Here is a 26,077-nt window from a genome sequence, read left to right on the forward strand (position 1 = left end):
GCCCCAGCGGGACGAGGCGTCCATGAGCCGGGACGGGGACCATCCGCCAGCCAATCGGAAGCACGGGAAGAGATGTCGGCACCGAACAAGTCGTACGACCCGGTCGAGGTCGAGGCACTGAAACCGCAAGAGATCGAGCGCGCGCGGGACGAGGCGCTCGCCGCCTTCGCCGCCGCGGGTGACCTCGCCGAGCTCCAGGAGGCCAAGGTCGCCCACAGCGGCGGCACCTCCCCGCTGGCGCTCGCCAACCGCGAGATCGGCGCGCTCCCCCCGCAGGCCAAGGCCGAGGCGGGCAAGCGCGTCGGCCAGGCCCGGGGAGCCGTGAACAAGGCGTTCGCCGCGCGGCAGACCGAACTGGAGGCCGAGCGGGACGCCCGGGTGCTCGTCGAGGAGGCGGTCGATGTCACGCTGCCCTTCGACCGTGTCCCGGCCGGCGCCCGGCACCCGCTGACGACCCTCATGGAGCGCGTCTCCGACGTCTTCGTGGACATGGGCTACGAGATCGCCGAAGGCCCCGAGGCCGAGGCCGAGTGGTTCAACTTCGACGCGCTCAACTTCACGCCCGACCACCCCGCCCGGCAGATGCAGGACACGTTCTTCGTCGCCGGCCCCGAAGGCGCCGACGCCGCGGAGGACGCCTCCGGGATCGTCCTGCGCACCCACACCTCGCCCGTGCAGGCCCGCGCGCTGCTCGCCCGTGAGCTGCCCGTGTACGTGGTGTGCCCCGGCCGCGTCTACCGCACCGACGAGCTGGACGCCACGCACACCCCGGTCTTCCACCAGATCGAGCTGCTGGCCGTCGACGAGGGCCTGACCATGGCCGACCTCAAGGGCACCCTGGACCATATGGTCCAGTCGCTGTTCGGCTCGGACATGAAGACCCGGCTGCGGCCGAACTACTTCCCCTTCACCGAGCCGTCCGCCGAGATGGACATGCTCTGCTACGTCTGCCGCGGCGAGTCCGTCGGCAACCCCGACCGCCCCTGCCGCACCTGCGGCAGCGAGGGCTGGATCGAGCTCGGCGGCTGCGGCATGGTCAACCCCCGGGTGCTCACCGCCTGCGGCGTGGACCCGGAGAAGTACAGCGGATTCGCCTTCGGGTTCGGCATCGAGCGGATGCTGATGTTCCGCCACAACGTCGAGGACATGCGAGACATGGTCGAGGGTGACGTCCGGTTCACCCGGCCGTTCGGGATGGAGATCTGATGCGGGTCCCGCTTTCCTGGCTGCGGGAGTACGTCGATCTCCCCGCCTCCGAGACCGGCCGTGACGTACAGGCCAGGCTGGTCTCCGCCGGCCTTGAGGTCGAGAGCGTCGAACAGCTCGGCGCGGGCCTCAAGGGCCCCCTCGTCGTCGGCCGTGTCCTGACCATCGAGGAGCTGGAGGGCTTCAAGAAGCCCATCCGCTTCTGCACCGTCGACGTCGGCACCGCCAACGGCACCGGCGCCCCGCAGGAGATCGTCTGCGGCGCCCGGAACTTCGCCGTCGGCGACAAGGTCGTCGTCGTGCTGCCCGGCGCCGAGCTGCCCGGCGGCTTCGCGATCGCCGAGCGCGAGACGTACGGCCGGGTGTCGCGCGGCATGATCTGCTCCAGCGACGAGCTGGGCATGGGCGACGACGGCACCAAGGGCATCATCGTCCTCCCGCCCGAGCACGAGGTCGGCACCGACGCGATCGAGCTCCTCGAACTCGTCGACGAGGTCCTCGACATCGCCGTCACCCCCGACCGCGGCTACTGCCTGTCGCTGCGCGGGGTGGCCAGGGAGACGGCCACCGCCTACGGGCTGCCGCTGCGCGACCCGGCGCTGCTCGACGTGCCCGGACCCAACGCCTACGGCTACCCGGTCCAGGTCACCGACCCCCGCGCCTGCGACCGCTTCACCGCCCGCACGGTCACCGGACTCGACCCCGAGGCCCGGTCCCCGATCTGGCTGAGCCGCCGCCTCCAGAAGGCCGGGATGCGCCCCATCTCGCTGGCCGTCGACATCACCAACTACGTGATGCTGGAGCTGGGCCAGCCGCTGCACGCCTACGACCGCGGCCGGGTCGACGGCCCCCTCGGGGTCCGCCGCGCCACCCCCGGCGAGAAGCTGACCACCCTCGACGGCGTCCAGCGGGTCCTCGACGCCGAGGACCTGGTGATCACCGACGACCGCGGCCCCATCGGCCTCGCGGGCGTCATGGGCGGCGCCCACACCGAGATCGCCGACCCGGTCACCGACCCGTCCACCGGTGAGGTCACCGGCACCACCGAGGTCGTCGTCGAGGCCGCCCACTTCGACCCCGTGACCGTCGCGCGGGCCGCCCGGCGGCACAAGCTGTCGTCCGAGGCGTCCCGGCGCTTCGAACGCGGCGTCGACCCGCTCGCCGCCTCCGCCGCCGCGCAGCGCACCGTCGATCTGCTGATCCTCCTCGCGGGCGGCAGCGCCGACGCGGGCGTCACCGAGTTCATCGGCCCGGACGCCCCGCACACCATCCGGATCTCCGCCGACCACCCCGACCAGGTCGCGGGCGTGACCTACGGCCGGGAGACGGTCGTCCGCCGCCTCCAGGAGGTCGGCTGCGACGTCTACGGGCAGGACGAGCTGATCGTCACCGTCCCGACCTGGCGGCCCGACCTCACCGACCCCAACGACCTCGCCGAGGAGGTCATCCGGCTGGAGGGCTACGAGAACCTGCCCTCCACCCTGCCGCGGCCCCCCGCGGGCCGCGGGCTCACCGACCGCCAGCGGCTGCACCGCCGCGTCGGCCGGGCGCTCGCCGGGGCCGGATACGTCGAGGCGCTCAACTACCCCTTCCTCGGGGAGCGCGCCCTCGACCAGCTCGGACTCACCGCCGACGACCCGGACCGCCAGGTCGTCACCCTCGTCAACCCGCTGTCCGACGAGGAGCCCGCGCTCCGTACGACGCTGCTGCCGGGCCTGCTCGCCGCGCTGCGCCGCAACGACGGACGCGGCAGCCACGACCTCGCGCTGTTCGAGACCGGGCTGGTCTTCCACCCCCGCGCCGAGCAGCACACCGCGGACCGCCTCCCGGTGGACCACCGCCCCACCGACGAGCAGATCGTGTCGCTGACATCGGCGCTGCCCGTCCAGCCCCGGCATGTCGCCGTCGTCCTCGCGGGCGCCCGCGAACAGGCCGGCTGGTGGGGCAAGGGCCGTCCGGCCGACTGGGCCGACGCCGTCGAGGCCGCGCGCACCGTCGCCCGGGAGGCGGGCGTCGAGCTCGCCGTCGAGAGCGGCCGGTACGGGCCCTGGCACCCGGGCCGCTGCGCCGCGCTTTACGTCGTGGCCGACGGGGTCAAGACCCTGATCGGGCACGCCGGTGAGCTGCACCCCCGGGTGGTCAAGGCGTTCGGCCTGCCCGCCCGCACCTGCGCGACGGAACTGAACCTGGACGTCCTCCAGCAGGCGGGCGAAAGGGTGCTCCAGGCGCCCCGGATCTCCACCTTCCCGGTGGCCACCCAGGATGTCGCGCTCGTCGTGGACGACGAGGTCCCGGCCGCTTTCGTGGAGCACCAGCTCCGGCTGGGCGCCGGACCGCTGCTGGAGGACGTGCGGCTGTTCGACGTCTACACCGGCGACCAGCTCGGCGCGGGCAAGAAGTCCCTCGCGTACGCGCTGCGGTTCCGGGCGGCCGACCGCACGCTGACCGTCGAGGAGGCGTCGGCGGCCCGTGACGCGGCCGTCGCGCACGCGGCCGAGGCGGCGGGCGCGGTGCTGCGCGGCGCCTGACCCGCCCGGCGCGCGGGCCCGGCGAACAGGCCGCCCGCCGCCGCGAAACGCCTGATGAGGGGCGCGTCCGGAGTTCCGGACGCGCCCCTTCGGCGTGGCGCGGCACCGGCCTCACTCGTTCGGGTGGCAAGTCCGGCCGATCGCATCCAGCCGGGGCACCCGGTCGCGAGAATCGATCCGGCCCGTAAGGGTCGGCCGCGCGCGGCAGAGGCTACAAGGGGGCCGTCGGCATGATCCGTATCAAGGCCGGGGTTCCCCCGTGGCTCCGGTCCTCCGCGCGGGCGCTGGGCCTGCCCATGCTGTGGGGCGCGGTCGCGATCACGTACAAGCTCGTCTGTCCGCTGGCCCATGACGCGGGCTTCGGGGCCCGGCTCGTCACCGGCGCCGTGTTCTTCGCCGTGGGCACCGGGCTCGTCGTCCATGTGCGGTACGCCCTGCTGCGCGAGGTCCGCCAGATACGCAAGGTCGCCGCCGCCGCGCAGAACGTCCTGCTGCGGCCCCTGCCGCCCCGGGTCGCCGGGCTCGCCCTCGCGGGCGGTCAGCTCTCCGCCGAGCGGGGCGCGTCCGTGGGCGGCGATCTGTACGACGTCCTCGCCACCGAGCACGGGGTGCGGATCGTCATGGGCGATGTCCGGGGCCATGGACTCGCGGCGCTCTCCACGGTCGCCGCCGTGCTCGGCAGCTTCCGCGAGGCGGGCCACGACGAATCCGAACTCGCCGGGGTCCTGCGCCGGCTGGACCGTGCGCTCGCCCGTCATCTGGGGGAACGCGCGCGCTGCGAGCGGCCCGGCGGCGACCCGGGGTCGGACAGCCCCGTCGCCGAGGAGTTCGTGACACTGCTGCTGGTGGAGATCCGCGCCGACGGTGGCATCGTCGCCCTCAACTGCGGCCATCCCTGGCCCTACCGGCTGCGGTCGCTGAGCGGCCCCCGGGGTGTACGGGGCCGGGCCTTCCCCGTCACCGAGGCCGACCCGCTGCCGCCGCTCGGCCCCTTCCCGCTGCCCGCCGAACCGGCGCTGGTGCCCTGCGGGCCGCTGCTGCCCGGGGAGGCGCTGTTCCTGCACACCGACGGGGTCGCGGATGCCCGGGACGCCCGCGGCAGGTTCTTCCCGCTGGAGATCGCCCTGATCGAGGCCATCCGCTCCGACCCCCTGGCGCCCGACGCCGTGATCCGCGCCGTCTTCCGCCAACTGCTGCGGCACACCCGGGGACTGCCCACCGACGACGCGGCGGTCCTGGTGCTCCGCAACGACCGCGGCCGCACCCGCGCGGGCCGGGGCACCTACCTGCCCCGGCCCGCGCACCGGGTCGTCTGAACGGACGGGCACCCGTCCGGCCACGCGGTCCGGTCGGCCGCCGAGCACGCCGAGGCTGCGGTGGACACCCCGGCGCACGACCGGGGCCGGGTGGACCGGCTGGCCATGCTCAGCCGCGTTTAGCTCCGCCAGGGCCGGGTCGTCTTCGCTTGCGCTTCCTAGGTCTGTCCGGGTGGGCGCGCTTGTTCCTGTGCCGTCGTTCGGTGGGTTTTGCGCAGTTCCCCGCGCCCCTTTGGGGCGCGTTCTGTCTGTTCTTCGGGTCGGTGCCGGTCGGGATTCTCCGTCCTCGATCCGACACGCTCGGTACGACGTGTCGTTGCCCTACTGAAGAGCATCGGAGTCTGCGAGCAGAGATTCCCGCCCACCCCCTTCGGCAGCAGCGCGACCGCGCGAGGAGAGTGGTTTGAACCCCGGCCACGGTTGCTGACAGCCCGCAGACGGAGGACAGCCCCAGTTGGGCGCCCCTTCAGGGGTGCGGGGAACTGCGCACTCCCGTCCGGCCCGCAGGGGCGAAGGTGCGTTGAGGTGGGGAGACCTGGTGCCGCAGGCGAAGGCGACCTGCACAGGGACGAGTGGGCTCAGGTGCGGTTGCCCAGGGGTGCGGGGAACTGCGCACTCCCGTCCGGCCCGCACGGGCGAAGGTGCGTTCAGGTGGGGAGACCTGGTGCCGCAGGCGAAGGCGACCCGCTCAGGGACGAGTGGGCTCGGGTGCGGTTACCCAGGGGCGCGGGGAACTGCGCACTCCCGTCCGGCCCGCACGGGCGAAGGTACGTTCAGGTGGGGAGACCTGGTGCCGCAGGCGAAGGCGACCCGCACAGGGACGAGTGGGCTCGGGTGCGGTTGCCCAGGGGTGCGGGGAACTGCGCACCCCCGTCCGGCCCGCACGGGCGAAGGTACGTTCAGGTGGGGAGACCTGGAGGCGCAAGCGAAGGCGACCCGCACAGGGACGAGTGTCCAACGGCCTCACCGACGCCGTGCACCACGTCTACTGGACCGAGGAGGCCACGTACACCGGCCATCCCGTGGACGACTTCGAGTCGGACCGCCGTGAGCGGGTGCCGCTGAAACTCGTCCCCGATCTGGTGGCCCGCGGCGAGGTCCCGGCGGCGAACATGGCCGCGGCCCTGCTGCTCCTGCACCATCTGCGGCTCGGCCAGGACACCGTGTCCCGCTGACCGCCGTGGCACCCCCGACCGCCCCCGCACGTCCCGCCGGGCACCGCGCCGTCACGGTCCGGGTCCGGCAGAACGGGCCGCCGCCCCCGTACAGGGAGCGGCGGCCCGAAACCCGCGAGCACGCGCCGAGCGGTCGGCGGCGGAACCACCGGCCGCGGAACCGTCAGCCGTAGGGGTAGAAGCCCGACCCCGACTTACGGCCCAGCCGCCCCGCGTCGACCATCCGCTGGAGCAGCGGCGGCGCCGCGTACAGGGGCTCCTTGAACTCGGCGTACATCGAGTCCGCGACCGACGCGACCGTGTCCAGCCCGATCAGGTCCGCGAGCCTCAGCGGGCCCATCGGGTGGGCGCAGCCCAGCTCCATGCCGTTGTCGATGTCCTCACGGCTGGCGATGCCGGACTCGAACATCCGCACCGCCGACAGGAGGTACGGGATGAGCAGCGCGTTCACCACGAAGCCGGAGCGGTCCTGCGCCCGGATCGCGTGCTTGCCGAGCGCCTTCTCGACCATCAGCTGGGCGCGGCTGATCGTCGCCTCGGAGGTCGTGAGCGCCGGGATCAGCTCGACCAGCCGCTGCACGGGCGCCGGGTTGAAGAAGTGGATGCCGATGACCTGGTCCGGCCGGGAGGTGGCGACGGCCAGCTTCACCAGCGGGATGGAGGAGGTGTTCGACGCCAGGATCGCGTCCCGGCGGGTCACCACCTGGTCCAGCACCTGGAAGATCTCCGTCTTGACCTGCTCGTTCTCGACCACGGCCTCGATCACGAGATCACGGTCGGCGAACTCGCCGAGGTCGGTGGTGAACCCCAGGCGGGACTCCGTGGCGGCACGCTCCTCCGCGCTGATCTTCCCCCGCTCGGCGGCCTTCGCCAGGGAGCTGAACAGCCGGGTGCGGCCGAACTCCAGTGCCTCGCCCGTCGTCTCGGCGACCTTGACATCCAGGCCCGCGCGGGCGCAGACCTCGGCGATGCCCGCTCCCATCTGGCCGCAGCCCACCACTCCGACGCGTGTGATGTCGGTCAGCGTGTCCGTCACTTCGTCCCTTTCGTGAACTTCGATCCGACAGGACCCCGTATGGAGCAGGCGCCTGCCTCCGTCTGCACGGTACTCCGGAACGAACCGGGACCCGGCCGCCGGGTCGGGCATTCTGTCCGGAGGGACGGCCGGACCGGCGTGGACGACGGCGGCGCGGAAGAACGGAAGGAACGGGATGATCGCATGGGGCATCTGAATCGCAGGGGTTTCACGGTGGGCTCGATGACGCTGCTCGCCGGGCTGACGATCGCCGGTGACCACCAGCCCGCCACCGCCACCGCCCGGCCGCACCCGGCCGGGCCCGCGCGGGACGGCCACGCGATCCGGGGCATGTGGGTGGCCAGCGTCACCAACCGGGACTGGCCCTCCAAGGCGGGACTGTCCGCCGCCCGGCAGCGTGACGAGCTGCTGGGCTGGCTGGACCTGGCCGTCGAGCGGCGGCTCACCGCCGTGATCCTCCAGGTCCGTCCCACCGCCGACGCGCTGTGGCCCTCGACCCATGAGCCCTGGTCGCAGTACCTGACCGGTACGCAGGGCCGTGACCCCGGCTGGGACCCGCTGGGCACCGCCGTCGCGGAGGCCCATGACCGGGGGCTCGAGCTGCACGCCTGGTGCAATCCGTACCGTGTCGCGCATCACACCGACCCCGCCCGGCTCGCCGCCTCGCATCCGGCGCGCCGCAATCCCGGCTGGGTCGTCCCGTACGGCGGCAAGCTGTACTACAACCCGGGGCTGCCGGAGGTCAGGGCGTTCGTCCGGGACGCGATGCTGGACGCGGTCCGCCGCTATCCCGTCGACGCCCTCCACTGGGACGACTACTTCTACCCGTACCCCGTCGCGGGCGAGGACTTCGACGACGACGCCGCGTACGCCGAGCACGGCGACGGCTTCCCCGACCGGGCCGCCTGGCGCCGCCACAACACGGATCTGCTGGTCCGGGAGACCGCCGCGCGTCTGCGGGAGCTGCGGCCGGGGGTCCGGCTCGGCATCAGCCCGTTCGGTGTCTGGCGCAACGCGGCCACCGACCCCCGCGGCTCCGACACCCGCGCGGGCGTCCAGACGTACGACGATCTGTACGCGGACACCCGGACCTGGGTACGGGAGGGCTGGATCGACTACATCTGCCCGCAGCTCTACTGGCACATCGGCTTCGAGGCCGCCGACTACGCCCGGCTGATGTCCTGGTGGGCCGGGGTGGCCGAGGGGACGGACACCGACCTCTACATCGGGGAGGCGCTGTACAAGTCGGGCGACCCGGCGCAGCCCGCGCCCTGGCAGGACCCCGCCGAACTGTCCCGTCATCTCACCCTGGCGAAGAAGAAGCATCCGAGGGTGGACGGGCATGTCTTCTTCTCGGGCCGCGAGGTCCGCGACGACCCGAGTGGCGCCATGGCCAGGGTCGTCGCGGACCACTACCCCACGCGGGTCCGGGGCTGACGCGCGGTCACCGTGGCGCGGCGGGGTCCCGGTGCCGGACCACACAGTCCGGACCGGGCGCCATCACCGACTCATGACCGTTCTCGTGGCGGACGCGGTACGGCGGGGTGCCCGCGTCGCCCATGACCTCGACGATCTCCGCGACCTTGTCGCGCCGGCCGACGGTCCTGCCGTGCACCAGCAACCGGTCGCCCTTGACTGCTTCCATGACGGGCCCTCCTCGTCCTGCCCGGGCGCGCGCCGCACCCGGGGGACCCGGCGTACCGTCCATGCGGGGCCGCCCGGCCGACGATCCGTTCCCTACCCGCCAAGTCTACGACCGGGGGCCGGACGGCGCCGTCAGGTCCGGGCCCGCTGGGTCACCGCGATACAGACCAGCACCGCCACGGCGGTCACCGGCGCGGCCACCGGGAGACGCTCGCCGAGCAGGAACACCGACCACACCAGGGTGAGCAGCGGCTGGGCGAGCTGGAGCTGACTGGCCCGGGGCACCCCGATCACCGCCATTCCCCGGTACCAGACCACGAGCCCGAGGAACTGCGAACCGACCGCGACCCACAGCAGCCCGGCGACCCCGTGCGCGGTGAGCGCCACCGGCTCCCGGGACAGCGCGACCAGCGCCCCCGGGACGGCCAGCGGCAGACACATCACCAGGGCCCAGGAGATGACCTCCCGGCCGGGCATGATCCGCGCGAGTCTGCCGCCCTCGGTGTACCCGGCGGCGCAGATCAGCAGCGCGCCGAACAGATACAGATCGGCGGTCGTCAGGGCGCCCCCGCCGCGTCCGAAGGTGAACACGGCCACGGCCGCCGCCCCCGCGCCCGCGGCGGCCCAGAACGCGCGCGACGGGCGGGCACCCGTGCGCAGCGCCGCGAAGACCGCCGTCGTCAGCGGCAGCAGCCCGACGACCACCGCGGCGTGCGCGGTACTGGAGGTCTCCAGGGCCAGCGTGGTGAGCAACGGGAAGCCGAGTACGGTGCCCGCGGCGACCACCGCGAGACCCGGCCAGTGCCGTCGCGCCGGTACCGGCGCCCGGGTCAGCAGCAGACAGCCGCCCGCGATCACGGCCGCCAGCACGCTGCGCACCGTCACCAACGACCAGGGGCCGAACCCTTCCAGCCCCCACGCGGTCGCCGGGAAGGTGAGCGAGAAGGCGAGCACGCCGAGGGCCGCGAGCAGGGTGCCACCGCGCCGGGACCCGGGGGAGCGGGTCCCCCCGGCGTCCCCGGTCGCCCCGGAGGCCGTCACCTCGCCGACCGGAGCGTGCACCGCTATCGTCCCAGCCGAAGTAGCGCTATCTTGAGCTCTCATGTATGAGCGTAGCAGCGCCGATGAACTGGTGAATCGCCTCCGTGACGAGGTGAAGCGCTACTCCCCGGGTGAGAAGCTGCCGTCCAGCAGGGCCCTGGTCGAGCGCTACCGGATCAGTCCGGTGACCGTCTCCCGGGCGCTGGCCCGGCTCGCCGCCGAAGGGCTTGTGACGACCCGGCCCGGCGCCGGGGCCTTCCGCGCCGGACCCGACCCCCGTACCGCCGGCCGGGACACCCCCGCCGGGGACACCTCCTGGCAGGAACTCGCGCTCAGCGCCGACGCCACCGCCGACGCCGTACCCCGCTCGGTCGACGCCTCCGGGGTCCTCGTCACCCTCGCCGCGCCTCCCGCCGGGGTGGTCGAGTTCAACGGCGGCTACCTCCATCCCTCCCTCCAGCCCGAGCGGGCGATGGCCGACGCCCTCGCGCGGGCCGGACGCCGCCCCGGGGCCTGGGGCCGTCCGCCCGTGGACGGACTGCCCGAGCTGCGCGAATGGTTCGCGCGCGGGATCGGCGGGTCCATGACCGCCGCCGAGGTGCTGATCACCTCCGGCGGCCAGTCCGCGCTCACCACCGCCCTGCGCGCGCTCGCCCCGCCCGGCGCCCCGGTCCTGGTGGAGTCACCGACCTACCCCGGCATGCTGGCCATCGCCCGCGCGGCCGGGCTGCGGCCGGTCCCCGTCCCCGTCGACACGGACGGGGTGCGCCCCGCGCTGCTCGCCGACGCGTTCCGGGCCACCGGCGCCCGGGTCCTCGTCTGCCAGCCGCTCTTCCAGAACCCGACCGGCGCCGTACTGTCCGCCGAACGCCGCCCGGAGATCCTGCGGATCGCCCGCGATGCCGGGGCCTTCGTGATCGAGGACGACTTCGTACGGCGGCTGGCGCACCAGGACTGCGGGCCGCTGCCCCCGCCGCTCGCGGCCGACGACCCGGACGGGGTCGTCGTCCATGTCGGCTCGCTGACCAAGGCCACCTCACCCAGCTTCCGGGTCAGCGCGCTGGCTGCCCGGGGGCCCGTGCTGGAACGGCTGCGCGCCATCCAGGTCGTCGACACCTTCTTCGTACCGCGGCCCCTCCAGGAGGCCACCCTCGAACTCGTCGGCTCGCCCGCCTGGCCCCGCCATCTGCGAGCGGTCGCCGTCGAACTGGGGGCCCGGCGCGAGCGGATGCGCCACGCGCTGAGGCTCGCGCTGCCGGGGATCGCCGCCCCGCACCTGCCCGCCGGCGGCTATCAGCTCTGGCTGCGGCTGCCCGACGGCACCGACGAGAACGCGCTCGTGGCCGGGGCGTTGGCGCACGGGGTCGCGCTCGCTCCGGGGCGGCCCTACTTCTGCGCCGAACCCCCCGCCCCGCATGTGCGGATCAGTTTCGCCGCGGTCGCGGATCTGGCGGAGATCACGGAGGGTGTGCGGCGGTTGCGCGCCGCGTGGGAGGAGTTCCGCTCCTGAATGCCGCCGGTCGTGGCGCGCATTCTCGTGGGCATGCCCTGGGGACACTCTCCCGGAGTCATTCCCTTGGTGGGTGGGGGAGTTGGGGAGGCCGCCGTCCGTATCGCGGGCGCGGCGCCCGGAGGGTCGGCAGCTTGAGCCGGAAGGTCACCCTCTGTCAAGCCTTGACCTGGGCCTGTCCGGGCTCCACGATCGCGGCATGCAGGTTCGGGTCACGCTCATCGCCGCCGCCCGCAGTTCCCCGCTGCTCGCGGAGCGTTTCGACGAGGACCGGCCGCTCGACGAGGCCGGCTGGTACGAGGTCCGGCTCGCCGCGCCGGTGCTCGTCCCGCTGGGGGCGGCCGAGTTGCGCTACTGCTCGCCGACCCCGCGCAGCCGCGCCACCGGGACCGCCCTCGGGTTCGCGCCGCTCGCCCAGCCCGCCCTCAGCGACTGCGACATGGGGCGCTGGCGGGGACGCACCCTGATGGAGGTCGCGGCGGGGGAGCCCCAGGCGTTCGACAGCTGGCTGCGCGATCCGCGGTCGGCGCCGCACGGGGGCGAGTCGTTGCTGAGGTTCATCACACGGGTCGGTCACTGGCTCGACACCCGGCCCGCCGACGACGGGGTCCGTATCGTCGCCGTCGCCGAACCCGCGGTCGTCCGCGCGGTGCTGGTGTACGCGCTTCATGTGCCCCCGGACACGTACTGGAGCATCGACGCGCCGCCGCTGTCCACAGTGACCCTGGCGGGTGGCGCGGGCCGGTGGAGCCTGCGGCTGGACGAGGGCTCCCGCCGGTAACGGTCCCCGTCGGCCCACCGACGCGACGGCTGCCGCGGGCCCCGAATTGGGCACAGAGAACCGCGCAAAAGACGAGGGCGGACCCGCACCCGTCGGACAGCGGGCAGGCGCAGCACCCGGGGGCGCGGGAAACCGCGCAAAAGACGAGGGCGGACCCGCACTCGACGGACAGCGGGCAGGCGCAGCATCCAGGGGCGCGGGGAACTGCGCAAAAGACGAGGGCGGACCCGCACTCGACGGACAGCGGGCAGGCGCAGCACCCGGGGGCGCGGGGAACTGCGCAAAAGACGAGGGCGGACCCGCACTCGACGGACAGCGGGCAGGCGCAGCATCCAGGGGCGCGGGGAACCGCACCCCACGAGCGACCCGCACAGGAACGAGTGGGCCCAGCACAGGAAACTCAAGGGCGCAAGCGAAGGCGGACCGTGGGGGACAACGGCTCACGGCGCCGTACGTCCCGGGGCGCGGGGAAGTCGCCGTGCGGGGGTTCGCGGGCGGGCCTAGCCTGGTCCGAAAGGGTGACGTCGTCTTGTGGGCCGTACGGGCCACAACAGACGGGAGGGCCACTGTGAAGCGCTCACCGATACGTTGGCGCAGGGCGTGCGTAGGGCTCGCCGCGGCCGGGATGCTGGTCGTCCCGGCCTCGACGGGGGTCTCCTCCGCACAGACCCTGTCCCCGGAGCGGACCGTCTCCGCCCCACCGTCCGCGACGGACCCGGCCTTCCCCGACCTCGACGGTGCCACGGCCGCCCAGCTCGACTCCGCGGTCAAAAAGGTCATGACGGAGGCCGGGGTACCAGGTGTGACGGTCGGACTCTGGGCGTCCGGCAAGGGGAGTTACGTCCGCTCCTTCGGTGTCGCCGACAAGGACACCAAGGCGCCGATGGACCCCGACCTGTACATGCGCATCGGCAGCGAGACCAAGACCTTCACCGTGACCGCCATGCTCGAACTGGTCGACCAGGGCAAGATCGGCCTCGACGACACGATCGGGAGATACATCGACGGCGTCCCGAACGGCGACAGGATCACGCTGCGGGAGCTCGCCGGGATGCGCAGCGGACTGTTCAACTACTCGATGGACGAGGACTTCTTCAAGGCGCTGACCTCGGATCCCGACCGCCCCTTCACCCCGCAGGAGTTGCTCGACTACTCCTTCAAGCACCCGGTGCAGTTCCAGCCGGGCGAGGAGTTCGAGTACTCCAACACCAACCTCATCCTCGTCGGGCTGGTGGTGGAGAAGGTGAGCGGAACGCCGATCAACGAGTTCATCCAGCGAAACGTCCTGGACCCCGCGGGGATGCGGCACACCTCCTTCCCCACGGACGCCGCGTTCCCCAGCCCGCACGCCCAGGGCTACACCGACCAGACCGCCAACGGGAAGGTCGAGGACTCCGCCGACTGGAACCCCTCGTGGGGCTGGGCCGCCGGTGCGATGATCTCCAACCTCCGGGACCTGCGGATCTGGGCGCCCACCCTCGCCAACGGCACCCTGCTGACCCCCGAGACCCAGGCCGAGCGGCTGAAGACCGCTCCCACGTCGATCCCGGGCGCCGGATACGGACTGGGCATCTTCAACGTCCAGGGGTGGATCGGCCACAACGGCTCACTGCCCGGGTACGAGTCCCTGACGATCTATCTGCCCGGGCCGAAGGCGACGCTCGTCGTCCTCCTCAACACGGACATCCTGCACGACAAGCAGGAACCGAGCACGCTGTTCGGTCAGGCGATCACCGAGATCGTGACCCCGGACCATGTGTTCAACCTCCCGGTCCCGAAGACGTCCCCCTCACCCTCGTCGTCCCCGTAGCGGGTGAGCGGGGCGGGCGTGGTCGGCCGGAGTGGGCCGGCCGGAGCCGAACAGGCCGGCCGGAGCCGATCGGTTCCGGTCAGCGGTTCGGCCGGCCGACCGGCAAGGAGTCCACCGGCCGGACAACCGTCAGGCGTCGAGCCGGTGCAGGGCGGCCCGCAGGAACCGGTCCCGGCGCTCCGCCACCGTGGCCCGGTCCAGCGCGGGGCCGCCCTGTTCCGTGAGCGCGGGGAGCCACATCGCCAGGTCCGGCGGGGTGCTCAGCGCGGCGACCAGGTCCCAGTACGCGGTGTCCCCGGCCGCGCGCCCCGACGCCTCGCACCAGCCGGACAGCACCTCGTTGGCGGCCCGTTCGCCGAAGTAGAGCGCCGCGTCGCAGCGGAGCGAACCGAGGTCCACCCCGGGGTGACCGACACCGGCCGAGTCCCAGTCCACGATCCCGGTCAGGGTGTCGCCGTCCCACATGGTGTTGCCCTGCCACAGATCGCCGTGGACCAGCACACCCGCCTCGTCGGGGACCGCGGCCCGCGCGAACGCCTCCGTGGCCCGCCGCCAGAGCGGCGACGGGCCATGGGACCGGCGCAGCGCCCCGAAGTCCACGTCCGCCAGCGGCCGGGAGCGGCGCGGCAGCGCGGCGCGCGGTGTCATCGGCAGTGAGTGCAGCGCGGCGGCGGCCGCCCCCAGGGCCCGCATCCGGGCCGGGTCGGCCGCCGTCGGGACACGACTGCTGCCCGGTACCACGCTGGTCAGCAGCGCGGGCCGGCCGGCGGCCGTGCCGTCCAGGTCGTACGCGATCACCCTGGGCGCGGCGACACCCCGCTCCGCGGCGGCCTCCAGGGCCGCCACCTCGGTGGCGAACCGCTCGCGCACCTCCCCGCCGGGCCCGCCGGTCCGCAGGACCACGGTCCGCGCGCTCCCGCCGCCCGCCAGCCGCAGCCGCCAGGGCCCCGACCCCTCCCGCAGCGCGTCGGCCCCGGTGACCGGGGCGCCGACGACGGACGCCACCCAGTCGAGGGCCGCCGGGGCCGGGCGGGTCATGAGCCGTCCGCCCGGTCGACGCACGCGCCGCACGACAGTCCGGAACGGTCGGCCCGCGCCCCCTGCTCGGGCCCGGTCGCCTCCACGGGTACCCGCCGTCGTTGACGCATCGTCAATGTCCCCTCCCCATAAGTGGCTTGATGGCACCGTCTCCCCGACCGGAACCGGCTCCCCGGCATTCCGTGGAACGTGGCGCGGGGCTGGTTCGTTCCACCGGCATGGAGAACTGGGTGGTGACGGCGGCCGTCGTCGCGGGCGCCGTCTGCCTTGTGCTGCTGGACCGCGCGCTGCTGGGCGCGGAGCGCCGGGGCTGGCTCTACTACCGCAGGACGAAGGGCCGGGCGGCGGCGTTCGTGGAGGAGTTCTCCCCGGCCGCGCAGGCGGTGCGGCGGGCCATGGAGCAGGAGAGGGTGCGCAAGAACGTCCGTCCGGCCGAAGGACCGCCGCTCGGGGTGGACCTGGACGCCCGTGTCGCGCGCATCCCGTCCGGTGGGTCCGGGCGGAACCGCTCGTCCGCCGGGCGCCACGCCCACGGACCCGGCGAAGGGAACGGCGAAAGACGGGGAGACGGTGGGAGACCGGCAGGTGAGGCGGGCCGCGCCCCAGCCGGAGTCCGAGGGGTGCGGGCGCCCGGCCGTCCCGGCGGGGGTGGGAGCCAGCCCGTCCCCGTACCGTTCCGCTACGCGGGGATCCCGGGCGTGACGAGGGCGTCGAGCACCCGGCGCATCGTCCGCCGGAACCGCCCGTGCGGGTCGTCCTCGGTCGTGCCCGCTTCCGTCACCCCCTGTCCTTCCACCCGCTCCGCCAGGGCGGCCGCGAGCCGGGGGTGATTCCCCTGGGCTGCCGCCCCGTTCAGATACGCGGCCTGCGCGGCCCGCCGACCGCTGCTCGCCGGGGTGTTCCCCGCCTCCGTCCGGACGAACTGCGCGATCAGCGCGTTCATCACGGCGAGCGCCTCCAGCTTGGCGGGGCCGGGCAGCCGGACGCTCTCCATGGCCCGCAGCGCGTACTCCAGGTACGCCAGTCCGCACGGGCCCAGCCGGAGAGGCTCGGGGGGGATGTCGGTCAGCCAGGGGTGCCGCAGTTGGACGGCCCGGGTCCGGAGCGCAAGTTCGAGCAGGTCCTCGACGGGATCGCCCCGCAAGGGGACACCGAGGTCGGTCTCCCCGGCCGCCGCGTCCGTCATCAGGTCGAGCAGGTCCTCACGGCTGGAGACATAGCGGTACAGGGACGACTGGCCGACCCCGAGCTCCTTGGCGACCTGACGCATGGACACCGCCCCGAGACCGCTCCGGTCGGCCACCCCGACGGCGGCGGCGGCCAGCTCCGCGTGACTGACTCCGGCCGCGGGGCCACGGGCGCCCCGGCCGGGCCGCAGCCAGACGATCACAGGCTCCTGCGTCAACTCGTCCACCCGTCCTTTCAGTTCTTGGGGCACAGCCTCTATCATAAAACTGAGAACGCCGATCGCAGTAAGTGGAGGTCGCTCATGTCCCCATCGCCGTCATCCCTCTGGAGCCCCACCCGCTGGGCCGGTGACGGCCCCGTGCGGCTGGCCTACGACCGGTTCACCGAAGGGGCGGGAGGCGAACCGCTCCTCGTGGCCACGGGTCTGGGCGCCAATCGCCGCTGGGTACCGGACGGGCTGTGCCGGACGCTGGCCGGGCAGGGCTTCGCGGTGGCCCGCTACGACCAGCGCGACGGAGGCGAGTCGACCCGTCTGCCGCCCGTCTCCACCCGCGACCCCGTCTCCGCGCTGCTCACCCGGCACCCGCGCGCGTACACGGCGGAGGACATGGAGGACGACGCGGTCGTGGTCATGAACGCCCTGGAGTGGCCCTCGGCGCATCTCCTGGGCTTCTCGCTGGGTGGTGCCGTCGTGCAGCGGGTGGCCCTGCGCCACCCGGACCGCGTCCGGTCGCTCACGTCCATGGCCGCCGTCCCCGCCGACATCGCGGGGCTGCGGACGATGCGGTACATACGGATGGGCACCCTGGCGAGGTTCGGCCGTCTGAGGTTCCCCGACACCCGGGAGGGCGCGGTCGAGGCGGGGGTCGCGGTGTCCCGTCTCCTGGCCTCGCCGAACCGTCCGTTCGACGAGGCGGCGGCGCGTGCCGCGGCCGAGCGCAACGCGGACAGCGGTGTGCACGACCGGCGGGCGCAGAGCCGTCAGATCGGCGCGCGCTGGCACGGCCCGCCGATCTGCGCCATCACCCGGCCCGCCCTGGTGCTCCACGGAGCGGACGACCCCCTCGTCAAGCCCCGCGCGGCCAGGGCGATCGCCGCCCGGATCCCCGATGCTCGGCTGATCCTGCTGCCCGGGGTCGGCCATGACCTTCCCGTCTCCGCCTGGGACACCGTCGCCACCGCGATCCGCGCACTCGCCGACACCTCCCGCGACCGGCCCCTCCCCGCGACCGGCTGAACCAGGACGGCCGCCCCGCGTGCCTGTCCGTCCGCTCACCCGGCCGTGGCCGCTCCTTTCCCGACCGGACCCGGTCGAGGAGGGAGGCGCCCCACCGGTCAGACCCCGGGACCGAGGTCTCCGTGGAGGAGCGTCTGTACGATCCGGGGCCGGTTCCAGAGGGCCAGGATCTCGTTGGCGAGGGGCACGACGGGCAGGTGGTGCTGGTCGCGCACCGTGATGGCCGCGGCTTTCAGAGTGCGGGGGACGGCTCCGGCGTCCAGGAGGACGCGCCATTCCCGCGCGCCGAGTTCCAGGAACTCCAGTCCGGTCAGCCCAGCGACCTCCAGCGGGTCGGTCAGCGTGCCGGGCGAGGCGGTCAGAGTGCGCAGCCGGGGCAGTCCGGCGACCGGCGCGAGGCTGTACGTTCTGCCGTCCCCAGGGCCGACGGACAGCACCTCCAGGGCGGGATGGGCTGCGGCCTCGACGGTCTCAAGGTGTCCGACCCCGACCCCGACCCGGACCCCGACCCCGACCCGGACCCCGACTTCGGCGGGAAGCTGACTCCCGCCGTGGTCACGACCCTCCGCCCGCGTCCGGCCCAGGACGAAATCGGTCAGGGAATCGGCCACGAGCTCGGCACCGAGGCTCTGCTCGTGGTCGATCAGGATGATCTGTCCGAGGTGTCCGGCCGGGCCGGGAGTCAGGTCGACGGCGAACTCGTCGCCGCCGTTGGTCCCGAAGCGGATCCAGCCCGGTGAGCCTGCCAGGCCCTGCACCGCGGTGTCGGGTCCGGTGCGGACCGCACGCTTCGCGCCGGGGTTCCAGCCGCGATGACGCCCCGCCGCGTCGACGGCGCCCAGGTGTTCCAGGCCGAAGAGCTCGCAGCCGACCGCCTCCCCGGCACGGTCCGCCGCCTCGAAGTCGTCGCCCTCGTCCACCCGGGTGACCCGGTAGAGCACCTTGAGCTCATCGGGCAGCGGCACACCGAGGCGTACTCCGGCCGCTGATATCTCCTCCTCCGTCGCGCCGATGGCGTCAGGCAGTCGTTCGCGGAGCGTCCGCTCCAGCAACCCCGGATCCGCCGACGGTGCCGGCATCGCCCCGGGCACCGGCTCGGGACGGCGGAGCCACGGCTCGGGAAGGGAGTCATCGGCCAGGAGGAGCACCCCCAGGTCCGGGTAACCGACAGCCGGTTCCACGACCGGGCTCGGCCAGACCAGGCCCAGCGTGGTCGTCCCGTCCGCTTGGACCTCCGCGCTGAACGCGACCTCCTGGGCCCCGCCGCGCGCGAGCGACCTCTGTATGTCCTCCACCGCGCTCCGCGTCGACGCCAGGGACCCCTGATGGCCGAGGCTCCAGCCGTATCGGCTGATACGTCCCGCGACACGGGCCGACCGGTCGGCGGACCGGTACGTGTCGTCGGTCAGCATGAGCCGCAGCACGGGCTCCCAGATCGCGAAATCGCTCACCGACGCTAAAGCAAGTCTCTGATCAACCATTTCCAGACCGTACGCGGAGCCGATGACAGCGGAAGCCGTCCGGCCGCCGCTCGCCGACAGGCCACCCGGGACGCGAACACCGGCGCACCGGCTGTCGCTCCGCCGCTTCGGCCGACGGGATTCGCCCTCCGGAACGCTTACCGGGCATGCCCCGTTCGGCCTCTCTACGGCCGTATGTCAGGGGCGGGCCGCGGATCGAGCCGGTCGAGGAAATCCACCACCCGTGCCCAGGTCAGCTCGGCCGCGGCTGCGTCGTGTTCCGGTGATCCGGGGTCCGTGTAGAAGTGGCCGACGCCGGGGTGGCGGAAGATCTCCAGGGCGGCTCCGTATCTCCTGGCCGCCACCTCCAGGGCGGCGACGCGTTCCGGAGGGGCGAAGGGGTCAGGGTCGGCGGCGTGCAGCTGGAGGGGCAGGCCGGGGCGGGAGCCGGCCGGGAGTTCCGCGGTGGCGTGCAGCAGCAGAACCCCGGCGGTAGCCGTCCGTTCGGGCAACAGGGCGCTGACCACTCCGGCGCCCATGGAGACTCCGGCCAGCACCGTGTCCACGGGCATGTCCTCCAGTGCCGACCGGGCACGCCGCGTCACGGTGTCCCAGCCCACTCGGTTCAACAGCCCGAATCCCTCGTCAAGGGTGTTCGCCGCCACGCCACCGAAGAGGTCAGGGGCGACGACATCGTGCCCGGCCCGGCGAAGGCGCTCGGCGGCAAGAAGCTCCACGGGGCGCAGGCCCAGCACGGAGTGGAGGAGTACGACGTGCGTCATGGCGGCCATCGTGCCCGACAGTCGCCACCGCGCGCCGCCGTCCGCCGACGAAGGTGACGATCACTCCGCTGAACCGGGGTCCTTGCGCTGGCTGGCGTTGAAGCGCGCCTTCTTCTGGCGATTCCCGCAGGTGTTCATGTCGCACCATCTGCGGGTGCGGCTCCGGCTGGTGTCGAAGAAGGCGGCCAGACAGGTCGGCGAGGCGCACAAGGCCAGTCTTCCGTCCCGTTCGCCCGCGATGACGCTGATCGCGTCGGCGGCGATCACACCGAGGGCGTCCTCCACGCAGGAGGCCGGGCTGAGCCGCCACCGCCGTTCGCCCTCGGGCGTCAGGACGGCCGCGGCCCGACCCTGGGCGCTGCGGTCGTTGATGACCTGCACAGCGGAGGCAGGGAGGGTCTCCTGGAGCGCCGCCGCCGTCGCGGCGACGTGGATCGACTCCCTCAGTTCCCGGGCGAGTTCGAGCTGGGCGCTGGTGCAGGACGCCACGGCGAGGTCGTAGACCTTCAGCCAGTCGACAAGTCGGTGCGGGGTGGGAATGCGCTCCACCGCGTTGCCGTGACGCTCCGACAGGGTCCCCGTGAAGCTGGTCGCCAGCACGCTGCCGAGACGGAAGTCGGGGAACCCAGTACGCATGGAACCACCATAGCCGGTTGCGGGTGGACGGGAAGGCATAGTAGAACCGTCATTGCCGGTTCGCTGCTGCCCGCAGCCGGTTCCGCGAAGGCCAGGAGGTTCCATGCCCCGCCCGACCAGCGACGACGTGCAAGCATTCGAAGCCCGCGCGACCGACGCCGACCTCGACGATCTGCGCGCGCGACTGGCCGCGGCGCGGCTGCCGGAGGCCGAGACGGTCCATCCCGCCGCGCCCGGTCCTCGCCGATGGGCACAGGGTGTTCCGCTCGCCGACCTCGTCGATGTCGTGAACCACTGGCGCACCGGGTACGACTGGCGGTCGTTCGAGGAGCGCCTCGACCGGATCGGTCAGTTCCGTACGACCGTCGACGGTCTGGGAATCCACTTCCTGCACCGTCGCTCCACGCGCGCGGACGCCACTCCTCTCGTCCTGACGCACGGCTGGCCGGGCAGCGTCGCCGAGTTCACCGATGTGGTGGACGAGCTGGCGGACCCGAAGGACCCGGACGCGCCCGCGTTCCACGTCGTCGTCCCGTCGCTGCCGGGCTTCGGCCACAGCGACAAGCCGGCCACCACCGGGTGGGGCACCGAGAGGATCGCGGCCGCATGGGTGGAACTCATGGGAAGGCTCGGCTACGCCAGGTTCCTGGCCCATGGCGGCGACTGGGGAGGCAACATCACCACCGTTCTCGGCGGCAGGTTTCCGGCGCATGTGCTCGGCATCCACACCACGTTCGCGGAGGGGCCGCCCGGATTGACGACGGACGGACTGACGGCGGACGAGCGCGGGTGGGCCGAGGAGACCCACCACTTCTGGCGCCACCGCGCGGCGTACGCGAAGCAGCAGGCGACCCGGCCGCAGACCATCGGCTACTCGCTCGTCGACTCACCGGTCGGGCTTCTCGCCTGGATCCTCGACAAGTTCGCCGAGTGGTCGGACACCGAGGACAGCCCGTTCGAGAAGATCCCCATGGACAGGGTCCTCGACGACGTCACCCTGTACTGGCTGACGCGGAGCGGCGCGTCGGCGGCCCGTATCTACTACGAGAGCCACAACTCGCTGGACCCCGGACTCCGGGTCGACGTCCCATCGGCGATCACCATGTATCCCCGCGACGTCGAGAAGTGTCCGCGCCCGTGGGCGCGGGAACGCTACCGGCGGATCGTCCGATGGGGGACGCCCGAAGCCGGTGGGCACTTCCCGTCGCTGGAGGTGCCCGAGCTCTTCGTCAAGGACCTGCGGGAGGGCCTCGCGGCAGTGCTGGCCGCTCCTCGCTGAACGCGGCGATCGGCGCCCGCACGCCACGCCGAACTCCACGGACGCGGCCGGCCGTCCCCGAGCGGCACCGCCCGCTCGCACCGGCTGTGACCGAGATCTTTAGTTGGCGAATCATGAACTGAGACGCGCAGGTGGGGAGCGCGTGGAGAACCCTTGTTGGCAAATCATGAGAGGCATAGTTGGCGAATCATGAGCTTGGATGCTCACTGTGAGTGAGGGATGGGGTGAGCCAGTTCCTCGTCGGCGATGCCGAGCGCCTGGTGAACTCGATCCCGTAGGCGTCGGACGTTCGGGGTTGGGAAGAGGCGTCCGTTGTCAGTCCTGGGCGCTACCGTGACGTACGGAGGCGCCAGTTGCTGGTCGCAGTAAATTCTTCGGCCGCATCATGGATCGTCCGCCCGCCCTAGGAGACGTGCATGACTGCTGCCCGTTTGACCGGCCGCCCTTGGCACGATGTAGACGGCCCCGTGCTTGTCGCGTCGGCAGCCGCTCTGCAGTTGATTCCTCAGAACATTCCGCGCCTTGTGAGGCTTCAGCGCCTTGCTTCCATCGGCGCGTGCCTCCCCAGCCGTCCGGATGCACCCCGGCTGTCACCCAGCAAGCTCCGGGCGCTGCTCAAGGATCCCCTGGTCAGCGGCTCTCAGATCCGTGCCCAAGAAGACTTGTACGACGACCTGTACACCGCCGAGGTTTCCTTCCACGGCGGGCCATGTCTCGTCGCGCAAGGACTGACATCACGGTGTGCTCACACCCTCGATCTCATGCTGCGGAGTATCCTCGGGCCTGATGGACAGGCTGGATTGCCGGCGCAGTTCGTCAAGGCGACACAGCTGTGGGCGCACACGGCATTGAGGTTGAGCGACGCCACGCTGTGTCGGGCCGGGCTCCACCGGGGTATCGCTCCGCCGCAGCAACACGGCGACGAGGTGTTCGTTCCGGGAGAGAAGAACCTCACGGCCCTGCGGGAAGCCGTCCGCTATCGCTTCACCGACCTGTCTGACCTGCTGCCAGCCAGTTCCGCCGATCTCCTCGCTGGATGGGGTATCCGACCAGGCGAACACACGTTCACCACGGGGCCCGGGCCGGACGATGGACTCGTACTCAAACCTCTTCTCCTCATGGAAGACGGCTTGATCGTTGCAAATCCGTCCGAACTGGTTACGTCGCTGCGCCATGAACTCATCGTTCAAGCCGGGTTGCACGAGTGTCGACCCCAGCTTGCGCGCCTACTGCACGATCAGACGATGAGAGACACCAGCCGCCTTTTGACGTTGTGTGGTGCGGCCCCGACAGAGCCCGCTCAACATGTGGGTGACGACCTGATCACCCGCCGCACCTTCACGTTTGCTGAGGACAAGATCCTTGACCTTGCCGTGGTCATGGATGACCTGTCCGACTACGACGACACCAATCCGGCAGGTCACTGGCCCGTCCGGGATCTCGGTCTGCGGGTGCAGAACGTTATTGACCCTGTCGGCCCGCCTCTTCCCGAGGACGCGTGCACTCTTCGCCTCATCATCAACGAAGGCGTAGGCCGATCCTCGTTCTTGGGACTCGCCGCCCAGCGTCGCACCGGCCCGGTCGTCGTGACCTCTCTCAGCGACCTTCAGGTCATGGCAGAGCTGGACGGCTCAGACCCCTTGTTCCTATGGCGATTTGCGCAAGCGGAAACGGAGCTGCACGAGACGACTCGTGTGCAGTCGTGGAGCGCACTGGACAACTACGGGCTCTACCGGAACTGCGAGTACAGCTACTACCTGTCAGACGACGCGAGACCTACGATGCTTCTCGTCGAACAGGACCACTCTCGAGCGCTGCGCATTGAAGTTCAGCAACGCTACGATCGTCATGACGTTCCCAGCCCGCAGAGGCATGCCTTCGTGCCGGTGGTCTCCGTATACGGCACGTCTACGGCGCCGATCTATCGACCTCTTGCAGACGTACCCGAGGTGGGGAGACTCGTCGAAGTCCCAGACATAAATGTGTGGTTGGGCGCTGGCGACTATGAAGTTGCTGACAGACTGGAGGATTTCCATCACCTGACGGTAGAGGCAGCAGCCTTCTGGACCTGGCAGATTTCCACCGCCCGTCCCGAGCTCTTGCCGCTAGCCGCGTCTACGGGCGAGCTGTACGTGAGCCTTTCCTTCGACGATTCCTCAGCATGGCAGGCCGCGTTGGACGGCAATCCTGGTACAGAAAGTGAACGTCCCTGGGTCGGCGTCCGTGGCGCCAAACCTGGGCTCCTCGATCTGCGCCTCTACGCGGAGGGCATGGCCAGCCTTCTCGCAGACGCAAATGGAGCCGACCGCATCTTGCTACGAGCCCTGCTTGAAGGCATCGCGCAAACCGCCGGATTGGTGGAGGAGGATCTTGACGCGCTCATCGATCAACTGGCGCCCGAGGGTCCCAAACAGATGATGCACGTCGAACTGAACCCACGCCTTCCGCTGCGTCCCGGTCCACTCCCTACGGCTCGACTGGTACAACCTGCCGCTTCCGCCACGGTTCTTGACGTATTGGGCCGGTACCTCGATAGCGCCGGTACGCCAGTGGAGACCATCCCCTCGGAGAAGCGTACCCAGGTTCTGCAGAAGGTCGTGGGGCACTACTTCGCGCTCATCGAGGATATGGTGGCCGGTCTGGCGGCCGAGGGACTCATCGAGTCGCTGATTTCGCGGCACGAAGCGCTCCTGTACGACGAGGCTTTCAATGACCAGATCCTCCCATCGCGCATCGCCTGCTTCGGAGAGGCAAGCCAGCCGGCCGAGAACCTTGTCAGGACCACCAAGCGCCAAGTGGAAGCTGCTCAGGCCAGCCGATTCCTCATCGAATACGTCGCTGCCCAACCTCCCAGTGGGGACTCGTCACTCACCCTGGACACGTACGACCACCTCATGGCGTTGTCTGCAGAACTCATCTCTCGTGCCACTCTCTCGGAAGCCATTCACCACGACTTCTCAGAGGCTCAACTTGCCTTGTTGCCCTCCGGCCGACTCGGTGTCTCCCGCGGCGACCAATACGAATCAGGCTCCAACGCCCTTGCTACAGCCCGAGCAGAGGCACTCCTGCTTGCGGCACCGACTCGTCATTCCCGCCGGGGATCCGAGCCCCAAGGGCCCACCGCACAGGTAGAGGAAGCAATGGTCACCGAGTTCGGCTTCTCTCTCACCGACTTGGCCCAGGGTGTCGGCGAGGTCATCGCCCTGGGGGATGAGCGCTGCCAATCAGAGCCCTACACCCTTTCAGAGTCGGTTGTTGCCAATCACTTGTCCACGACGCTGCACTGGGAACATGAGAAAGCGCAGACCTTCCTCGATCGGCTCGCACTGCGTCCCCGGGCCAAGTTCCTTTCTGTCAAATCCGATGCGTGGCCGTGGCGCTACAACCGTGAATGGTCGTACGTTCGACGCCCGCTCATCCGTGTGGGCACAGGGGACGGCTCTCAACTCGTCTGGGGAGCTAGACACACTTGGAGCAGTGGCTCGTATTGGGTCAACCTCATCTACTCCGGACGGTTGCGCAGCACGTCATCGTCGATGAAGAAACTGCTGGGAGTGATTCGGCAGGACGAGAACAAGGCCTTCGAAGCGCGTGTCGTCGACACACTCAGGGCTGGAGGCTGTTCCCTCGCTGTCAGGGGTGTCTCCAAAATCGCGGGACGTAGACTCACGTCAGTCGAGGGTCACGATCTGGGCGACATCGATGCGCTTGGTATCAACGCGGCTAGACGCGTGATCATCGTTATCGAAGCCAAGGACTTCGAGATGTCACGTAATCCGACCGAAATGGCCAACGAAGCCGATGCTCTACTGCGCGGCGACAAAAGTGCTCTCTTCAAGCTTGGTCGCCGCACAGAGTGGGTACGCCAAAACCTTGCGGAAACGTTGACTCACTTCCTTGGGGATCGCGATAGCACCAGCTGGACTGTTACATCCGCCATCGTCACCAGCAGGGATCTTATGGCTCCCCGAGTGCTTGCCTCCAACGTGCCAGTGGTCCCTATCAGCGAATTCGAGCAGTGGGTCGCCGCGGAGCTCGTTCGGGGTAAGCGAGGCAATGGGCGACGCCGCTCTTGATCTGGACCCATATGTATGGGATTGAGGGGGGCGCCGTCCAAGCGAACCGCCATGTGGCCGAGGGTGCTGTCTGAGGTTCTTCCGGCGTGCGGTGGGTACTTTTATCGGATGGTCAGAGCGGGTTGTCGGTTTTCAGGTGCGTTCGGCCGTTGCCTGGCCGGTGTGGTGCTTCCCTTCGAACTCGGTGGGCTGAGGTAGCGGAGCCATTTCTGGCTGTGCCGGGAGTTGTAAATGCCCTCCATCTACCCGAACAGCGCGATGCTCGCCTCGGTCGTTGATGAGACTCGTTGGATTTGATTCAAACCGCAATTCCGTGAATGATCTTGGGATCCGC

18 protein-coding genes and 1 pseudogene are annotated in these 26,077 nt (G+C 71.2%); 11 read left to right on the top strand and 8 right to left on the bottom strand.

Features of this window, described 5'->3' with window-relative positions:
- The first annotated feature begins 72 nt into the window (after positions 1 to 72).
- The 4 genes and pseudogenes from pheS to OG711_RS31685 all read left to right on the top strand — a co-directional run.
- Positions 73 to 1,206 carry a phenylalanine--tRNA ligase subunit alpha gene (gene pheS / locus OG711_RS31670; protein ID WP_099283749.1) on the top strand — a complete coding sequence of 378 codons (1,134 nt, stop codon included), beginning with the start codon at positions 73 to 75 and terminating at the stop codon, positions 1,204 to 1,206.
- Positions 1,206 to 3,734 carry a phenylalanine--tRNA ligase subunit beta gene (gene pheT, locus OG711_RS31675; RefSeq protein ID WP_329561936.1) on the top strand — a complete coding sequence of 843 codons (2,529 nt, stop codon included), beginning with the start codon at positions 1,206 to 1,208 and terminating at the stop codon, positions 3,732 to 3,734. The genes pheS and pheT overlap by 1 nt, the downstream gene beginning before the upstream one ends.
- 230 nt (positions 3,735 to 3,964) lie before the next feature.
- Positions 3,965 to 5,050, top strand: coding sequence for a PP2C family protein-serine/threonine phosphatase (locus tag OG711_RS31680; RefSeq protein ID WP_329561938.1), 1,086 nt, complete (start codon positions 3,965 to 3,967; stop codon positions 5,048 to 5,050).
- Positions 5,051 to 6,003: 953 nt separating this feature from the next.
- A pseudogene (locus OG711_RS31685) lies at positions 6,004 to 6,225 on the top strand (NUDIX hydrolase); the annotation flags it as partial.
- Positions 6,226 to 6,388: 163 nt separating this feature from the next.
- Here OG711_RS31685 and OG711_RS31690 read toward each other — a convergent pair.
- Positions 6,389 to 7,285 carry a 3-hydroxybutyryl-CoA dehydrogenase gene (locus tag OG711_RS31690; protein ID WP_073792390.1) on the bottom strand — a complete coding sequence of 299 codons (897 nt, stop codon included), beginning with the start codon at positions 7,283 to 7,285 and terminating at the stop codon, positions 6,389 to 6,391.
- Between the two features lie 159 nt (positions 7,286 to 7,444).
- On the opposite strand from OG711_RS31690, the gene OG711_RS31695 reads away from it, so the two are divergent.
- Positions 7,445 to 8,698 (top strand): glycoside hydrolase family 10 protein, encoded by a 1,254-nt coding sequence (locus OG711_RS31695; RefSeq protein WP_329561940.1) that lies wholly within the window; start codon positions 7,445 to 7,447, stop codon positions 8,696 to 8,698.
- Between the two features lie 7 nt (positions 8,699 to 8,705).
- Here OG711_RS31695 and OG711_RS31700 read toward each other — a convergent pair whose 3' ends face one another.
- Together OG711_RS31700 and OG711_RS31705 are read right to left on the bottom strand one after the other, a co-directional pair.
- On the bottom strand, positions 8,706 to 8,906 hold the full coding sequence (locus tag OG711_RS31700; protein WP_266513433.1) for a DUF1918 domain-containing protein: 201 nt from the start codon (positions 8,904 to 8,906) through the stop codon (positions 8,706 to 8,708).
- Between the two features lie 131 nt (positions 8,907 to 9,037).
- Positions 9,038 to 10,009: a DMT family transporter gene (locus OG711_RS31705; protein ID WP_329561943.1), complete on the bottom strand. Its 972-nt coding sequence runs from the start codon at positions 10,007 to 10,009 to the stop codon at positions 9,038 to 9,040.
- Between OG711_RS31705 and OG711_RS31710 the strand changes: the two genes are divergently transcribed.
- The 3 genes from OG711_RS31710 (at position 10,008) to OG711_RS31720 (ending at position 14,047) form a co-directional block, all read left to right on the top strand.
- Entirely contained in the window at positions 10,008 to 11,456 is a 1,449-nt protein-coding gene (locus OG711_RS31710; protein WP_329561945.1) for an aminotransferase-like domain-containing protein, read from the top strand. The two genes, OG711_RS31705 and OG711_RS31710, sit on opposite strands and share 2 nt — an antisense overlap.
- A gap of 199 nt (positions 11,457 to 11,655) precedes the next feature.
- Entirely contained in the window at positions 11,656 to 12,237 is a 582-nt protein-coding gene (locus OG711_RS31715; protein ID WP_329561947.1) for a histidine phosphatase family protein, read from the top strand.
- A 625-nt stretch (positions 12,238 to 12,862) separates the two neighbouring features.
- Positions 12,863 to 14,047, top strand: a complete 1,185-nt coding sequence (locus OG711_RS31720; protein WP_405675057.1) for a serine hydrolase domain-containing protein — start codon at positions 12,863 to 12,865, stop codon at positions 14,045 to 14,047.
- A 129-nt stretch (positions 14,048 to 14,176) separates the two neighbouring features.
- Here OG711_RS31720 and OG711_RS31725 read toward each other — a convergent pair whose 3' ends face one another.
- Positions 14,177 to 15,085 carry an aminoglycoside phosphotransferase family protein gene (locus OG711_RS31725; protein WP_329561951.1) on the bottom strand — a complete coding sequence of 303 codons (909 nt, stop codon included), beginning with the start codon at positions 15,083 to 15,085 and terminating at the stop codon, positions 14,177 to 14,179.
- A gap of 679 nt (positions 15,086 to 15,764) precedes the next feature.
- Positions 15,765 to 16,523 carry a TetR/AcrR family transcriptional regulator gene (locus tag OG711_RS31730; RefSeq protein ID WP_329561953.1) on the bottom strand — a complete coding sequence of 253 codons (759 nt, stop codon included), beginning with the start codon at positions 16,521 to 16,523 and terminating at the stop codon, positions 15,765 to 15,767.
- A 51-nt stretch (positions 16,524 to 16,574) separates the two neighbouring features.
- On the opposite strand from OG711_RS31730, the gene OG711_RS31735 reads away from it, so the two are divergent.
- Positions 16,575 to 17,510, top strand: a complete 936-nt coding sequence (locus OG711_RS31735) for an alpha/beta fold hydrolase (protein WP_329561955.1) — start codon at positions 16,575 to 16,577, stop codon at positions 17,508 to 17,510.
- Positions 17,511 to 17,608: 98 nt separating this feature from the next.
- On the opposite strand, the gene OG711_RS31740 is transcribed toward OG711_RS31735, so the two are convergent.
- From OG711_RS31740 to OG711_RS31750, 3 genes are all read right to left on the bottom strand, one after another.
- Complete coding sequence (locus OG711_RS31740; RefSeq protein WP_329561957.1) at positions 17,609 to 18,991, bottom strand: SMI1/KNR4 family protein; 1,383 nt, start codon at positions 18,989 to 18,991, stop codon at positions 17,609 to 17,611.
- Positions 18,992 to 19,155: 164 nt separating this feature from the next.
- The gene (locus OG711_RS31745; RefSeq protein ID WP_329561959.1) at positions 19,156 to 19,752 is read right to left on the bottom strand and encodes a dienelactone hydrolase family protein; all 597 of its coding nucleotides are present in this window, start codon (positions 19,750 to 19,752) and stop codon (positions 19,156 to 19,158) included.
- 60 nt (positions 19,753 to 19,812) lie between these two features.
- The gene (locus OG711_RS31750; RefSeq protein WP_329561961.1) at positions 19,813 to 20,388 is read right to left on the bottom strand and encodes a CGNR zinc finger domain-containing protein; all 576 of its coding nucleotides are present in this window, start codon (positions 20,386 to 20,388) and stop codon (positions 19,813 to 19,815) included.
- A 103-nt stretch (positions 20,389 to 20,491) separates the two neighbouring features.
- On the opposite strand from OG711_RS31750, the gene OG711_RS31755 reads away from it, so the two are divergent.
- The gene (locus tag OG711_RS31755; RefSeq protein ID WP_329561963.1) at positions 20,492 to 21,667 is read left to right on the top strand and encodes an epoxide hydrolase family protein; all 1,176 of its coding nucleotides are present in this window, start codon (positions 20,492 to 20,494) and stop codon (positions 21,665 to 21,667) included.
- Between the two features lie 416 nt (positions 21,668 to 22,083).
- A complete protein-coding gene (locus OG711_RS31760; protein WP_143201271.1) occupies positions 22,084 to 25,743 on the top strand; it encodes a hypothetical protein in 3,660 nt (1,219 codons plus the stop codon).
- Positions 25,744 to 26,077 lie beyond the last annotated feature (334 nt).

The organism is Streptomyces uncialis (assembly GCF_036250755.1).
GTDB lineage: Bacteria > Actinomycetota > Actinomycetes > Streptomycetales > Streptomycetaceae > Streptomyces > Streptomyces uncialis.